The organism is Caulobacter sp. CCUG 60055 (genome assembly GCF_022750545.1).
In the GTDB taxonomy this organism is placed as follows: domain Bacteria; phylum Pseudomonadota; class Alphaproteobacteria; order Caulobacterales; family Caulobacteraceae; genus PUIC01.
Genome location: NZ_PUIC01000007.1, coordinates 79,475 through 94,162, shown reverse-complemented (window position 1 = coordinate 94,162; position 14,688 = coordinate 79,475). Strand labels below are relative to the sequence as shown.

The following is a 14,688-nucleotide window of genomic DNA, read 5'->3' as shown; positions in this document are numbered from 1 at the left end:
GGGCGGGGCCTTTGCGGGGGGATTTTCCGGGCGTCGGCTCATGCGTCCCGAGGTGAAACCGCCGATCTCTCCGGTCAAGTCGATTTTGGGCTTCACCTTCGCTGCGGCATTCGCTATAGCCCCCACCTCTTCAGTCGCCGCCGTAGCTCAGTGGTAGAGCGCATCCTTGGTAAGGCTGAGGTCGGCAGTTCAATCCTGCCCGGCGGCACCATCTCCCATAAGATTTTGATGAATTCCCCCTTTGGGGGTAGCGCGCATTATGCGCGCACTTGGCGCCGCCAAGCCATCGGGCTGGCCCCGTTCTTCGCAAGGTGTAACGCGGCCGGATCCGCCGGCGCCGCTCCGCGCTTCGGCGAGTGCGGGCGATCTCGTTCCTTGCGCGCGGCCTGCGCCGGACGGGCGGGCGCCCGCTCGGCTCGCCGTCGGATTACGGCAGCGTCTGCGGAGGGCCTGCGTTCAGCACGCCGTTGTACATGCAGCTGAGCGGCAAGAACGTGTTGTTGAAATGGAGGCGCCCGGGCGCGGTGTTGTCCCAGTAGAGATTCACGGTTCCGGGGCCGCAGTTGGGGACGATCACCGAGTTTATGGTCATTCCCGATATGGTCACCGACACCGGCGACGACGACGAGATGCTCCACGGAAGGTTCGACGCCGTGAACGCCGGACAATTGAAGGCTCCGCGACTGATCTTCACGTCCGTTATCTGGTCGCCCTTGACCTTCATGGTGAAGATGCAGCCAAGGACGCCGGCGCCGCCGAGATCACGGTTGAGCACCCCCGTCAGCACAAACGCTCCGCCCGGCGTGAACGCCTTGGCGGAATCGACAAAGCCAAAAGACGCAAGCAAAGCGACCAAGACAGCAAATCCGCGCATTTGACGCCTCCCGTCCGGATCGCGCCGCACCTCGCGACGCAATGAGGAAGACGCCCCTTGCGAGCATTTGGGGGGATTGCGCGCCTTGAGACACGCTGCGGGCGTGTTCGCCGGAACCGCCGCCCCGACAGGAGGCGGCTACCAATAGACCTTCACGCCAAGGGCGCCGTTGACGCCCTCGCCGACATTGGTCAGGTCCCAGTACTTCTCGTTGAACAGGTTGTTGACGTTGCCGGTGAAGGCCGTGCGCCGGCCGCCGACCAGCGTCTCGTAGCGGAAGCCGACATTGACCAGCGTCCTGCCCGGCAGGAACAGGCTGTTGTCGTCGGTGGTCGGCGTCGCACCGAAGTAGCGGACCGAGCCGTGCAGGCTGAGCCCCTCCACCGCCGGCACGGCGTATTCGGCGTTGGCCACGTACTGGCGGCGCGGCGCCCCCGACGGGACGTTCCCCTTCAGGGCCTCCTGCCCCGCCGACACGTCCTCGATGCTCGGCGAAAGGAACAGCGCGCCGAGGCCGACGCGCAGCGCCTGGCTCAAGCGGTAGGCGCCGCTGAACTCCAGGCCGTCATAACGCGTGAGACCGTCCTGGCGCAGGTAGAGCTTGTCTCCGACGGTCTGCTCGATGTTCGCGCCGCGCTCGATGCGGAAGCCGGCCCCGGCGAAGCTCAACCCGCCATGCTCGTACTTCAGGCCCAGTTCGTACTGCTTGCTCACCGTCGCCCCCAGCACCTCGCCGGCGTTGGCGTAGCGGCCGGCGACGCGCGTGCCGCCCTCCAGCGATTCGGCGTAGCTGCCGTAGATCGAGACATGCTCCGCCGGCTTGTAGATCAGCGCCACGGTCGGGGTGACGGCGGTGGTCCGATAGCCGGGAGCGGCGACCGGGCCGCTGTCCAGCTCGTAGCGGGTATGGCGCAGGCCCAGGATCGCCTGCCAGTTGGCCCCGAGACGCACCGTGTCGCTGATGAACGCCGCCGTCTGGCGCTCCTCCGACGGGCCGCCCTCGGTGCGGTAGTCGACGGCGCGGGAGGCGCGGAACGGCTGCCGCCGATAGATGTTCCCGTTGAAGTCGTTGCTCCAGTACGAGTTGTCGCCGAAGTCGGACGGGCTGTTCAGATTGGACACGCCCGCGACGATCGTATGCCGCAGCGGCCCGGTGCGGAACTCGCCCTCGACCATCGCCTGGACGAAGGTGTTCTGGTCGGTCTCGGCGAAATTGTAGACATAGCCCCGGTAGTCGCCCGCCGCGTTGAGGAGGTTGGCGAACATCTTGTTCGAGCGGTGCTTCTTGCGGGTGTAGCCGTAGGTGAGGTCGGCGCTCCAGCCCTGGGCGAAACGCCAGTTCAGCCCAGTCGAGAAGGCCAGGGTGTCGGACCTGTAGTTGGCGTTGTCGACCAGCAGGTTGTCGTAGTCGTAGGTGACCCGAGGCGGCCGGGCGCCGGCATAGGCGGACCAATAGAACTGCAGCGGCTCATGCTTGAGGTCGCTGGTCTCGGAGGTGAGGCTCGCCCGCCACTGCAGGTCGGGCGTGACCGCGTAGTCGAGCGCCAGCGCGCCGACCAGCCGGTCGATCCCCGCGCCGTTATAGGCGTCGCCGTTCTCGACGGCGAGGTTCGCCCGATAGCCGAGCCGCCCCTCCGGGCCGAGCCGGCCGCCGGCGTCGACGTGGCCGCGCAGCACCGAGTCGTTGCGGTAGCCGATCTCGGTGGAGAGCAAGCGCTCGGCGGTGGGCCGCTTGGTCTTGTAGGCGATGACGCCGCCGGGGGCGCCGAAGCCGTACATGAAGCCGGTCAGGCCCTTGAGCGCCTGGACGCTTTCGACGCCCTCCAGCGGGAAGTCGCCGCCCCAGTAGAGCAGCAGCGGCACGTTATCGATGTAGTAGTTGCGCACTCCCAGGCCGCGTATCTGCGTGCCCCACCAGTTCACCGTCCCCGAGGGCGCGGAGGAGAACACCGCCGGGTCGTTCATGAACACCTGGCCGATCGAGTTCGCCTGCCGCTTCTCGATGTCGTCGGCGTTGACCACCGTGATCGAATAGGGCGTGTCCAGCAGCGAGCGGGCGCCCAGCGCGCCGCTGTCGGTGACCTGGAGCTGCGGGCTCTTAGCGGCGCGCGCGGTGACCACCACGCCGGCGACCGTGTTGCGCCCGTCGGCCTCGTCGTCGAGCTCGGCCGCCGACGCCCTGTCCCAACAAGCCGACGCCGACGCGAACACGCCCGCCAGCAGCACCATCCTCAACGCCATGTCCGCCCCCGATAAGCCCGGCTTCAAGGGGTGCTTCTTGGCCGTATATGAGAATGATTGTCAAATTCATTATCATATACATTCGACAGTTCAGCGCGACGCAGCCCCGTCGCGAACAGCGAGCGCCCTGCGCCGGCGTCTCACCGGCGCAGGAGGTCGAGCGCCAGCCGCGTCATCGCCTCGACGCCGGTGCGGATGGTCGGCTCGGGCGTGGGGGCGAAAAGGGGCGAGTGGTTGCCGGGAACCGGCGCGCCGCCGGCCGCAGCCGCCGCGACCCGCGCCGGGTCCGCCCCGCCGATGGTGAAATAGAACGAGCGCACGCCCGCCTTGCCATACTCCGAGAAGTCCTCGCTGCCGGTGATCGGCGGGTTCACCGACACCCGGTCGCCGAAGGCCGCCGTCAGCACGCCGGCCAACCGCGTCGTCAGAGCGACGTCGTTGACCACCGGGCCCAGGCCGTCGCGGACCGTCACCTGCGGGGCCTGGGCGCCGGCCATATCGGCGCTGGCCCTGGCCGTGCGCTCGACGCCGCGGATCAGGACGTCGCGGACGGCCGGGCTGTAGCTGCGGACCGTTCCGACCAGGCTCACCGTGTCGGGAATGATGTTGCCGGCCGAGCCGCCATGGATCGCGCCGATGCTGATCACGCCGAACTCGCTGGGGTCCTTCTCGCGGCCGAGCACCGCCTGCAAGTCGACCACGAAGCGGGCGGCGACCATGATCGGGTCTATGGTCAGCTGCGGCGCCGCGCCATGGCCGCCCCGCCCGTGGAAGACGATCTCCAAGGTGTCGGACGCCGCCATGGCCGGCCCGGCCCGATATCCGATCGTCCCGTAGGCCGCCGGCGTCACGTGCAGGGCCAGGGCGTAGTCCGGCTTGGGAAAACGGGTGAACAGGCCGTCGGCCAGCATGGCGCGGGCGCCGCGGTCGCCCTCCTCGTCCGGCTGGGCCACGAACACCAGGACGCCGCTCCACTGGTCCTTGCGCGCCACAAGGGCCTGGGCCGCGCCGACCCAGGCGGCCATATGGATGTCGTGCCCGCAGGCGTGGGCGACCGGCGTCCTGACGCCGTCCACCGTCGCCACCGCCTTGCTGGCGTAGGCCAGGCCGGTCTTCTCGGCCATCGGCAGCCCGTCGAGCTCCGTCCGGACCATGACCGCCGGGCCCGGGCCGTTGCGATAGACCGCCACCACGCCGGTCCCGCCGAGGTGCTCGGTCACCTCGAAGCCCAGGGCGCGCATCTCCCGCGCCAGCCGGGCGGCGGTGCGGGTCTCCTGGAACCCGGTCTCGGGATTGCGGTGCATGTCCTCGTACAGCGCCTGGAGGCGCGGATAGTCGGCCGCCAGCACCGTCCCGGCCGCCGGCGCGGCGGCGTGGGCCGGGACGGCGAGCAGGGCCAGGACCAGCGAGGCGGCCGGCGGCAGGCGCCGCATGACCGCGCTCACCAGATCCTCACGCGCTGTTCCGGCGCAAGGTAGAGGGCGTCCCCCGGCTTGACGCCGAAGGCTTCGTAGAAGCCGGGGATGTTGCGCACCACCCCGTTGACGCGGAACCGCGCCGGGGCGTGCGGATCGGTGGCGGCCTCCTGGCGCTCGGCCTCCGGGCGGATCTTGGTCATGAACACCTGGGCCCAGCCCATGAAGAAGCGCTGGTCACCGGTCAGGCCGTCGATCACCGGCGCGGGCCGGCCGTCGAGCGAGGCGCGATAGGCCCGGTAGGCGATCCCCACCCCGCCGAGGTCGCCGATGTTCTCGCCCAGCGTGAAACCGCCGTTGACGTGCAGGCCGTCGGCGATGGTGAAGCCGTCGTACTGGCGGACCAGCGCCTGGGTCCGCTTCTCGAACTCGGCCCTGTCCTTGTCGGTCCACCATTCGGCCACGGCGCCGTCGCCGTCGAAATGGTTGCCCTCGTCGTCGAAGGCGTGGCCGATCTCGTGGCCGATCACCGCCCCGACGCCGCCGTAGATCGCCGCGTCGTCGGCCGCGCCGTCATAGAACGGGGGCTGCAGGATGCCCGCCGGGAACACGATGGCGTTGGTCAGCGGATCGTATTCGGCGTCGACGATCTGCGGAGGGACCTCCCAGGCGGTCTTGTCGACCGGGCGGCCCAGCTTGCCGACCAGGACGTCGTGATTGAACTGCGCCGCCCGCTTGAGGTTTCCGAACAGGTCGTCGGGACGGATCGTCAGGGCGGCGTAGGAGCGCCAGCGGTCGGGATAGCCGATCTTCACGGTCATCTTCGACAGTTTCTCCCGCGCCCGCAGGCGGGTCTGCGGCGTCATCCAGTCGAGGTCGTCGAAGCTCTGGTCGTAGGCCTTGAGCAGGCGGCGGACGATCTCCTGCATGCGCGCCTTGGCCTGCGGCGGAAACCGCCGCTCGACATAGAACCGGCCGGCCAGTTCGCCGGTCGAATCGCTGACCGCCGCCACCGCGCGCCGCCACAGCGGCGGCGGCTCCTGCGTTCCCTGCAGCACCGCGCCGTAGAAGGCGAACTTGCCCCGGTCCAGGTCCTCGGTCAGCCGGTCGGCCGTGCTGTTGAGCACGCACCACTTCAGATAGGCCTTCCAGTCGTCCAGGCTGACCTCGTTCAGCGCCTTGGCCAGGGCCGTCAGATAGCTGGGCTGGATCACCACCAGGTGCGCCTGGCGTCCGATCGCCGCGCCGCGCTCATAGGCCCGCCAGTCGAACCCGGGGGTCAGGGCGCTCAGCTCGGCGTCGTCGAGACGGTTGATGATCTTGCTGATGTCGCGGCTGTCCTCCTTGGACCACTGGCCCTCGGCCAGCCGGGTCTCGACCGCCAGCACCGCGTCGGCCGCGCGGGCCGGATCGGCCGCCCCCGCCTTGGCGAACATCTGCGCGACATAGTCGCGGTACTGCTTGCGGAGCCCCTGGGCCTCGGCGTCCTGCTGCAGGTAGTAGGCGCGGTCCGGCAACCCCAGTCCCGACTGCCACATGAAGATCGCGTACTGGCTGGGCGCGGCCGGGTCGGCGCGGACCTCCAGCCGGAACGGCGCGGCGTAGCCCGCCCGGATCGCATAGCCCAGGCGCCCGGCGATCGCCGACCGGTCGGCGATGGCGTCGATCCGCGCGAACTCCTCGCGCAGGGGCGTTAGTCCCCGGGCGGCCCGGCCCGGCAGGTCCAGATAGGACGAGTAGAGGTCGCCGATCTTCTGCTGATCGGAGTTCTGCGTGGTGCGGGCGGCGGCGGCGGCCTGCTCGAAGATCGCCTTCATGTCGTCCTGAACCCGGTCGGCCACGATCTCGGCCGCGCCGTACGAGGCCTTGTTGTCCGGAACCTTGGTCGCCTTGAGCCAGGTCCCGTTGACGTAGCCGAAGAGGTCGTTTCCGGGACGAACCGAGGGATCGATGTTGGCGCGCTCGATCCCCGACCGCAGAACCTGGCCGGCGCCCGTCTCGGCGCGGGCGCCCGTAGGCAAGCCCCCCGCCATCGCATTCGAGATCATCGCCGCGCCGACGAGCAGTCCGGAGAGTTTCTTCACGCTCTTTTCCCCCCAATGCGGCCCATGGCGGGCGCCTCGACTGGACGCGCCGGCCAGCGTCATGCGTCCGGCCCGACTTCTATGGCCGACGGTCAAGCTAGCCGGGCGGCGCCCGAATGGGTTTCCGAACAGGACCGGGCGCGCGGTGGTTGCTTCCGCCGGCGACCAGCCAGAGGGAGGAATCTTCGGCCCCGATCGCGCCGCATCCCGCCTCGGAACGGGCGGCGGCGCGCCCGGGCCGACGCCGGCCGGCCCGTCCGCCGGTCCGCGCCGCCGCCCGTTTCGGCGCTGCGACCGCCTGATCGAACATCTTTCCCCCGGAGCTGCGAAGAACGGAAGATCGTTCCCCCGCCGCCAGCCACTTCGCCGGAATCCTCCGGGCGTTCCCGTCATCCTCTTCCCACGAACAAAAAACCTCAGGGGGGATGACCATGGGACCGATCATGACGGGGCGCGTGCGCCGCGCCGCCAGGCTGGGCGTCTGCGCGGCGGCGCTGCTCGCCTGCAGCGCGCCGCTCTCGCCGGCCCTGGCCCAATCGGCGCCTTCGCCGGCGGGCGAGGCCGACGCGCAGGACAAGGCGCGGGCCGAGACCCACACGGTCGACGAGATCGTCGTCACCGCCACCCGCCGCGAGACCCTGCTGCAGGATACGCCGCTGTCCATCACCGCCCTCGGCGCGCGGCAGCTCGACGCCATGGGCGCTGACGGTTTCGCGGGCTTCTCCCGGACGGTTCCCGGCCTCGTTCTCAACCAGGGCGACCCCGGCCGGGGCTCGTTCTCGATCCGCGGCGTCAGCACCGGCCTGGGCATCGGCGACAACCAGGCGCCGGTGGCGCTCTATGTCGACGAGCTGCCCACCGACGATTCCCGGGGCGCCCGCTCGATCGCCGACCTCAGCCTGTTCGACGTCAAGCGGGTGGAGATCCTGCGCGGCCCGCAAGGCACCCTGTTCGGGTCGGGCGCCCTGGGCGGGGCCATCCGCGTGCTCACCAACGGGCCGGACCTGAACCGCCTCGAGGGCCGCGTCCTCGGCGACTACTGGCTGACCGAGGGCGGGGCGGCCAGCGGGACCGTCAAGGGCATGGTCAACGCGCCGCTGATCGCCGACCGGCTCGCCGTGCGCGCCGTGGGCTATTATCGAGACGTCGGCGGCTATGTGGACAACCTCGGAACCGGCCGCTCGAACGTCAATGGCGACACGTCCTACGGCGGCCGTATCTCCGCCAAGCTGGCGGTCACCGACCGGCTCACCGCCACCGCCACGGCCATCTTCCAGAAGGGCGACGCCGACGAGTCGGCGGCCCTGGACACCCAGGTCGACGGCCGGTGGGTGCGCGACAACCACCAGCCCAATTTCCTGAAGACCCAGCTGCAGACCTACAACCTCAAGGCCGACTACGACCTGGGCTGGGCCAGCCTGATGTCGTCCACCACCGTCTCGCGGAAATCGACCAATCTCCAGCAGGGCTCGGACATGGGCTTTTCCGGCCTGCCGGTGCAGATCGGCGGGCCGGATCACGGCGACGGCTTCGCCCAGGAGCTTCGCCTGAGCTCGCAGGGCGCGGGCCGGTTCAGCTGGGTGGTCGGCGCCTTCTATTTCGAACGCAAGCGCACCGCCTTCACACGGCTGAACGTGCCGGGGGCGGCGGACCTGCTGGGCCTCGACAGCGACCTGCTCCAGGCCACCGAGATTCATCTGCGCGACACCGAGGCGGCCCTTTACGGCGAGGGCTCATACCAGATCACGCCGCGGCTGCAGGCCACCGTCGGGCTGCGCTGGTTCCGGGACGCCTCGACCTATTCGGACGTCCAGTCGGGGCCGCTGGCCGGCGGCGACAACATCGCGACCGGCCCCCTGAAGAGCGACGAGAGCAAGGTCACGCCCAAGTTCGTGCTGTCCTACAAGCCCGGCCGGGACGTGATGCTCTACGTCTCTGCGGCCCAGGGCTACCGCATCGGCGGGACCAACATCCCCAACGCCATCGACCCGGCCGTCCCGCACAGCTATCGCCCCGATTCCCTGTGGAACTACGAGCTGGGCGCCAAGACCGCCTGGCTCGACGGCCGGCTCACCCTGAACGGCGCGCTCTACTACATCGACTGGTCGGACATCCAGATCGAGCGCACCGGCCTCAACAACATCGGCTATCAGGACAACGGCGGCGCGGCCCATTCGGTCGGCGCCGAGCTGGAGGCGGTCTTCCGGCCGACCCAGGGCCTGACGCTGTCCTCGGCGATCTCGCTGAGCCAGGCCCGGTCGGACGAGACCGTGCCCGGCACCAACATCCTCAAGGGCGACCACCTGCCGGGCGCGCGGGATTTCACCCTCTCCAACAGCATCGAATACCAGCGCCCGCTGCGCGACGGCCTGGCGCTGTTCGTCCGCGCCGACCATCAGTACCAGAGCCGCGCCTATGCCGACTTCAGCAACGCCGCCGCGACGGTCCTGCCGTCCTACGCCCTGGTCAATCTGCGGATCGGCGTCACGCGCGGGCCGTGGAAGGCGACGCTGTTCAGCGACAACCTGTTCAACGACCAGCGCGTCATGGTCACCTCGACGGACGGCTCGCAGAGATACCGCCTCAAGCCCCGCACCGTGGGCGTATCGCTCGAAGCGGCGTTCTAGGGCGGCGCGCGGCCATGCTGGGAACGCCGCCGCTTGATTGGGCCCTGACGGCGCTGCTGGCGGCGACCCTGGCCGTGGTCGCCCTGCGTCCGGGCCGCTGGCGCGCCTGGGCGGCGGGCGGGCTCGCCGCCGCCGGCCTGGCGCTCGCGGCCTCCGTCCTGACCCTGGGGCCGCGCTGGCAGATGACCCCGGCCTATCTGGCCTGGCTGGCGCTCGCCGCCCTGCTGGCCGGCTCCCGCCTTCGCGGCCCGCGCGACGTCCTTCGTCGGCGCGGGATCCTGCGCTGGGTCGGCGGGGCCGGCCTCGCCTCGCTGCTCGTCCTGTCGACCGCCGCTTCGTGCCTGTTTCCGATGTTCGACCTGCCCGCGCCGGACGGTCCGTTCGGCGTCGGCGGGACCCGCCTCAAGCTCGAAGACCTCAAGCGCCCCGAGGTCCACACCGCCAACCCGCTCGACCATCGCGAGCTGATGATCCAGGTCTGGTACCCGGCCGACGCGGGCGCGACGGGGCCCGTCCAGCCGGTGTTCCAGCACGTCGACCGCCTGCGCGACGAGATGAACCGCCACGGCTGGCCGCTGGGCTGGATGGTCACCCATCTGGGCCAGATCCACACCCACACCGTGGCCGCCGCCCCGCTGGCCCGCGGCCGGGAGGCCTTTCCGGTCATCGTCTTCTCGCACGGCCTGGGCAGCGCCGGAGTGCAGAACACCGTGCTGTGCGAGGCCCTGGCCAGCCATGGCTATGTCGTGGTCTCGATCGAGCACAGCTATGACGGGGCCGCGACGGTGTTCCCCGACGGCCGCGTCGCCGGCTTCATGGGCGAGGCCTACGACTATCCCGAGCGCCCCTATCCCAAGGACTTCGAGGCCCGGGCTGTCGCCGAGATGCAGAGCGAGGACCCCAAGGCGCTCGACGCCCTGGGCCGGGCCCTTGTGCGGCTCCAGCCCGAGGAGACGGCCTCGACCCGGTTCTGGAACGACCAGTGGTCGCAGGACCAGCGGTTCGTCATCGACGAGATCGAACGCATGCAGGCGGGCGCCCTGCCCAGCCCCTTCGCCGGCCGGCTCGACCTGTCGCGGCTGGGGGTGATGGGCATGTCCATGGGCGGCCAGACCGCCCAGGTCACCTGCGTCGGCGACCCGCGTTGCCGCGCCGGCGTCAATCTGGACGGCTACCGCGCGGTCCTGAGCGAGCTGCCCGGCCAGAAGGCGCCGTTCCTCTATTTCAACAACGGCCGCCTGAGCGTGCATCGCCAGTTCCTCGCCCGCGACCATCAGCGCAGCTACTGGGTCAAGGTCACGGACGCCGAGCACTACGACTTCACCGACCTGCCGAGGCTCTCGCCGTTGCTCAAGACCATCGGGCTGAGCGGCGCGGCGAGCCCGGCCCGGATGCAGGCGATCGTCGACGGCTACGTGCTGGCCTTCTTCGACCGCCACCTGCGCGGCCGCCCCGCGCCGCTGCTGGACCAGGCCCGGCCGCCCTGGCCGGACGTGAAGTTCGCCGTCGGCGGCATGGCCGAAAGCGCGCCGCCCTCAGACCTCGGGAAGACGCCATGACGCGTTTGAGATCGCTGATCGCCGGCCTGGGCTGCGCCGGCCTGGTCGCGCTGGCTCCGCCGCCCGGGGCCGCCGCCCCGACGCAGCCGCCTGCGGCCCCAGCCTCCGCGCCCGGCCCCGCCGCCTCCGCCTCCGCCGACGGCGAGATAGCGGCGTTCATCGACGGCCTGATGTCGGCCTACATGCGCGACAACGACCTGCAGAACGCGGTGGTGGCCGTGGTCCGCGACGGCCGCGTCGTGTTCGCCCGCGGCTATGGCGAGGCCGACCGGGCCGCGCACAGGCCCGTCGATCCGGCCGCCAGCCTGTTCCGCATCGGCTCGACCTCAAAGCTGTTCACCTGGACCGCGGTGATGCAGCTGGTCGAGCGCGGCCAGGTGGATCTCGACGCCGACGTGAACACCTATCTGAAGGGCGTCCGCATCCCGCAGGCCTTCGGGCGGCCGGTCACGCTGCGCGCCCTGATGACCCACACCGCCGGCTTCGAGGACGGCGCGGCGGGATACCTGTCCACATTCGATCCGCACCCGGACAGGTCGATCGCCCACGCCATGGCCGCCCACATGCCGCGGCGCGTCCGGCCGCCGGCCACGATCCCGGCCTATTCCAACTACGGCGCGGCGCTGGCCGGGCTGATCGTCGAGCAGGTCAGCGGGGCGCCGTTCGACGACTATGTCCGCCGCAACATCTTCGATCCGCTGGGCATGCGGAACACCACCTTCGAGGAGCCCCTGCCGCCCCGGCTGGCCGCCCTCCAGACCCTGCCCTACGTCCGCGAGGACGGCTTGCTGACGCCCAAGCCGATCGAGACCATCGCCGGCTTCCGGCCGGCCGGGTCGGTCGCCGCGTCCGGCCTGGACATGACCCGCTTCATGCTCGCCTGCCTGCAGGACGGCGAGCTCGACGGCGCCCGCATCCTCAAGCCCGAGACCGCGCGGCTGATGCGCAGAACCGCGTTTCAGACCGACCCGCGCCTGCCGGGCATGGCGCTCGGCTTCTACGAGAGCCGCATCAACGGCGTGCGCCTGGTCGGCCACGGCGGGGCGACGGACGCCTTCCTCACCAGCCTGATGCTGGCGCCCGACCAACGTCTGGGCGTGTTCATCTCCTATGCGGGAAGCGACTCGGCCATCCACCGCCGCTTCATCAAGAGCTTCTTCGACCGCTTCTATCCCGCCGCCCCGCCGCCGATTCCGCCCGCCCCGCGCGAGGCCGTCGCGCAGATGGACGCCTATCCCGGGGCCTATCGCTCCAGCCGGCGCAGCACGACCAAGATCGACAAGTTCCTCGACGTCTTCTCCCAGTACGAGGTGACGCGGACGGGCCCGGACCGGCTGCTGGTCAAGGGGCTGGGCCCGGTTCTCGAACTCTACGCCCCGCTGGGCGAGGGCCTGTTCCAGCAGGTCGACGGCGATCGCCAGATCGTCTTCAAGGGCGCGCGCGGCGGGAAGGCGACCTTCTTCGCCACCAGCGCCGCCCCCTACTGGGTCGCCGAGCGCACCCCATGGAACGAAAACGTCGGCCTTTGGTGGCTGGTGCTGGCCGCCTCGGCCCTGGTCCTGCTGAGCGCCCCGATCGACGCCTACGCCCATCGCGCGCGCCTGCGGGCGCTGGCCAAGGGCGAGCGGGCCGTCCTCGCCCTGTCGCGGGCGGTGTCGGGCCTCGGCCTCGCCGCCATACTCGCCGTCGGCGTCGCCCTGGCGGCGAGCGCCGACCATCTGGAGCAGACCATCCCGACGGTCCTCAAAGGCGCCCTGCTGCTGCCGCCGGCCCTGGCCGTGGTCACGGCGGCGGCGGCGATCGTCACCGCGACGGCCTGGCGGCGCGCCACGTTCGGCGCCGGCCGCCGGACCTATCTGATCCTGGTGCTGGCGGCCGGCGCCGGCGTCGCGCTGTTCTTCCAGCAATGGAACCTGATGGGCTGGCGCTTCGGCTGACCGCCGACCGCCCCCGCCCGCCCCCTCAAGACAATGAAGGCCAATCCCATGGAACTGAAGGATCGACGCCCAGAGACCATCGCCGTCTGGGCCGGCGAAGAACGGCCGGTGGCGGCGGGCGCGGCCCAGACGCCGATCGTGCACAGCGCCACGTTCAGCTATCCCGACGTCGACAGCTGGCTGGCCGCCGCCCTGGGCGAGGGCCCCGGCCACATCTACAGCCGCAACACCAACCCCACAGTCGCCGTGTTCGAGGAGAAGGTGCGCCTGCTGGAAGGCGCGCAGGCCGCGACCAGCTTCGCCACCGGCATGGCGGCGATCTCCAACACCCTGTTCGCGCTGCTGAACACCGGCGACCGCGTGGTGTCGATCACCGACAGCTATGGCGGGACCAGCAAGATCTTCCTCGAGATCCTGCCGCGCATGGGCGTCGAGGTCGAGCTGGTCAGGACGGACGACCTCGACGCGCTGGACGCGGCGATCGGCGAGGGATGCCGTCTGGTCTATCTGGAGACCCCGACCAATCCCACCTTGAAAGTCGTCGATCTGGCGCGGGCGGCGGCGGCGGCCAGGGCGGTCGGCGCGATCACCGTCGTCGACAACACCTTCGCCACCCCGATCAACCAGCAGCCGCTGGCGCTCGGCGCCGACCTGGTGGTCCACAGCGCCACCAAGTTCCTGGGCGGCCACGACGACGCCATGGGCGGGGTGCTGGCCGGCCGGGCCGACCTGATCCGCCAGGTGTTCCACTATCGCGAGATCACCGGGGCCAGCCTCGACGCCTTCTCAGCCTATCTGCTGCTGCGCGGCCTGAAGACCCTGGACCTGCGGGTGCGCCGCCAGAGCGAGACCGCCCTCGCCGTGGCCTCCTGGCTGAGCCGCCATCCCCGCGTCGAGACGGTCTGCTATCCCGGCCTGGCCCAGCACCCCAACCACGACGTGGCGGCCCGGCAGATGCGCGGGTTCGGCGGCGTGCTGAGCTTCGCCGTCAAGGGCGACTTCGACGCGGCCAAGCGCGTGCTCGGCCGCCTGAAGCTGGCGCACCGGGCGGCCAGCCTGGGCTCGGTCAACACCCTGGCCGGGCCGCCGGCCGCCACCAGCCACGTCGAATGCACGCCGGAACAGCGGGCGCGGCTGGGCATTCCCGAGGCCCTGATCCGCTATTCCTGCGGCGTCGAGGCGGCCGAAGACCTGATCCAGGACCTCGACCAGGCCCTGGCCGGCGCCTGATCACCGGTCGGGATCGTCTTGCCCGGCGGCGAGAAGGACGGCGATCGGCGAAGAGTTGGAAGCCTTCACGGTCTTGTAGATGGAGGAGGTGACGAACTCGAAGTCGACGCCGCATTGCAGCAGTATGCGGTCCATCACCGACTGGAAGGACTCGGTGTCCGGCGCGGCGACCATCAGGACGTAGTCGTAGTTGCCCAGGGTCGCGTGTCCCGACAGAACGGCGTCCTCGTTCCTGACGCAGCGTTCGAACATCTGCGCCTTGGCGGGGGCGGTGTTCGAGAGCCGGACATGGGCCTGGTAGAGCGACAGCTTGGCCAGCCGCCGCAGGTCGATGTCGGCGTGATAGCCGCGGATGACGCCGGTCCGCTCCAGGCGCTTGACCCGCTCCCAGCAACGGGTGGCCGACAGGCCCACCTGCTCGCTCATCCGGGTGTTGGTGATGCGGCCGTCCCGCTGCAGCGCCGCCAGGATCTTGTGGTCGATCCGGTCGGTCTTCGGGCGAGGATCTAACGCGTCGGTCATCGGCGGGCCTTACATCGGGTCACACGGACCGATGGCGAACTCTTCGCATCACGCCACGCCTGGCGGGGCTGTGGTTGAACGCCGGCTCGTCTGATCGACCCTTTCACGGCGAATACGCTAGCGGCCCGTAACCGCCGAAAAACCGCAATGAAGCGCCATCGATTGCGGAATTTGTGAATGAACCACGGCCCTTATGCGA

The 14,688-nt window shown here is 70.2% G+C and carries 9 protein-coding genes and 1 tRNA gene; 5 read left to right on the top strand and 5 right to left on the bottom strand.

Annotated elements, in window-relative coordinates; genetic code table 11:
* The first annotated feature begins 136 nt into the window (after window positions 1-136).
* Window positions 137-211: transfer RNA gene (locus tag C5708_RS11870), tRNA-Thr, on the top strand.
* 216 nt (window positions 212-427) lie between these two features.
* On the opposite strand, the gene C5708_RS11865 is transcribed toward C5708_RS11870, so the two are convergent.
* The 4 genes from C5708_RS11865 to C5708_RS11850 form a co-directional block, all read right to left on the bottom strand.
* Window positions 428-874 carry a hypothetical protein gene (locus tag C5708_RS11865; RefSeq protein ID WP_242921355.1) on the bottom strand — a complete coding sequence of 149 codons (447 nt, stop codon included), beginning with the start codon at window positions 872-874 and terminating at the stop codon, window positions 428-430.
* Between the two features lie 138 nt (window positions 875-1,012).
* Window positions 1,013-3,115 (bottom strand): TonB-dependent siderophore receptor, encoded by a 2,103-nt coding sequence (locus C5708_RS11860; RefSeq protein WP_242921353.1) that lies wholly within the window; start codon window positions 3,113-3,115, stop codon window positions 1,013-1,015.
* 140 nt (window positions 3,116-3,255) lie between these two features.
* Window positions 3,256-4,560: an amidohydrolase gene (locus C5708_RS11855; protein WP_242921351.1), complete on the bottom strand. Its 1,305-nt coding sequence runs from the start codon at window positions 4,558-4,560 to the stop codon at window positions 3,256-3,258.
* Window positions 4,557-6,614: a M13 family metallopeptidase gene (locus C5708_RS11850; protein ID WP_242921349.1), complete on the bottom strand. Its 2,058-nt coding sequence runs from the start codon at window positions 6,612-6,614 to the stop codon at window positions 4,557-4,559. Before C5708_RS11850 ends, C5708_RS11855 begins: the two co-directional genes overlap by 4 nt.
* A 431-nt stretch (window positions 6,615-7,045) precedes the next feature.
* Here C5708_RS11850 and C5708_RS11845 point away from each other — a divergent pair, with 431 nt between their 5' ends.
* The 4 genes from C5708_RS11845 to C5708_RS11830 are packed head-to-tail and all read left to right on the top strand — an operon-like array spanning window position 7,046 to window position 13,967.
* Window positions 7,046-9,241, top strand: a complete 2,196-nt coding sequence (locus tag C5708_RS11845; RefSeq protein WP_242921347.1) for a TonB-dependent receptor — start codon at window positions 7,046-7,048, stop codon at window positions 9,239-9,241.
* Between the two features lie 14 nt (window positions 9,242-9,255).
* On the top strand, window positions 9,256-10,800 hold the full coding sequence (locus C5708_RS11840) for a hypothetical protein (RefSeq protein WP_242921345.1): 1,545 nt from the start codon (window positions 9,256-9,258) through the stop codon (window positions 10,798-10,800).
* Window positions 10,797-12,737 (top strand): serine hydrolase domain-containing protein, encoded by a 1,941-nt coding sequence (locus tag C5708_RS11835; RefSeq protein WP_242921343.1) that lies wholly within the window; start codon window positions 10,797-10,799, stop codon window positions 12,735-12,737. Before C5708_RS11840 ends, C5708_RS11835 begins: the two co-directional genes overlap by 4 nt.
* A gap of 48 nt (window positions 12,738-12,785) precedes the next feature.
* Window positions 12,786-13,967 (top strand): cystathionine gamma-synthase family protein, encoded by a 1,182-nt coding sequence (locus C5708_RS11830; RefSeq protein ID WP_242921341.1) that lies wholly within the window; start codon window positions 12,786-12,788, stop codon window positions 13,965-13,967.
* Here the strand turns inward: C5708_RS11830 and C5708_RS11825 are convergent, their stop codons facing one another.
* Window positions 13,968-14,489 (bottom strand): Lrp/AsnC family transcriptional regulator, encoded by a 522-nt coding sequence (locus C5708_RS11825; protein ID WP_242921339.1) that lies wholly within the window; start codon window positions 14,487-14,489, stop codon window positions 13,968-13,970.
* Window positions 14,490-14,688: the final 199 nt, after the last annotated feature.